This is a genomic window from Bradyrhizobium sp. Arg237L (assembly GCF_029990105.1).
Classification (GTDB): Bacteria; Pseudomonadota; Alphaproteobacteria; order Rhizobiales; family Xanthobacteraceae; genus Bradyrhizobium.
In genome coordinates, this window is sequence record NZ_JAQMIL010000221.1 from 1 (window position 1) to 491 (window position 491).

A 491-nucleotide genomic window follows, 5' to 3' on the forward strand; every position below is an offset into this window, starting at 1 on the left:
CGCGTCGTGGTGCGGAACGGCGCGGCGGCTGGCCCGCCGGGGTCTTGCGGATCGGGCGCCACAAGACCGGAACGTCCGGCGGCCAGGTCGGCGGCGAAGCGGGCCTCGATCCGCAGCACCGGCGCACGGGCGTCGTCGCCAAGCCGGTCGTTGATGGGCAGATGCGCCAGCGTCAGCCGCGCATCCGCGATCAGCAGCCGCAGATGGCGCAGCATCTCCGCGCCCTGCGCCAGCACATCGTCAAACCGGATCATGCTGCCGAGCAACAGATCGGTTTCGAGTTCGAACTGGACGCGATGCCCATCGACCGTGGCCGGCACCACCTTGCGGATCTGCCAATAGGTCACCTCGCCGATGCGCGCGTCAGGGCCGTTGAGCTCCAGGCTGCAGCGGATCCCCACACGGGTCAGGCCGTCGCCATCGCGCGCGAGCTGATCGCCGAACTGCAGCGAGACCCGGCACCCGGCCGGCAGCACATGCCGCCGCCAGGT

Annotated in this window: 1 protein-coding gene; it reads right to left on the bottom strand. The window is 70.9% G+C overall.

Going from position 1 to position 491, the window contains the following annotated elements; genetic code table 11:
* The coding region (locus tag OZ411_RS43065; RefSeq protein WP_282532821.1) for a hypothetical protein at window positions 1–491 on the bottom strand (491 nt) is incomplete at both ends.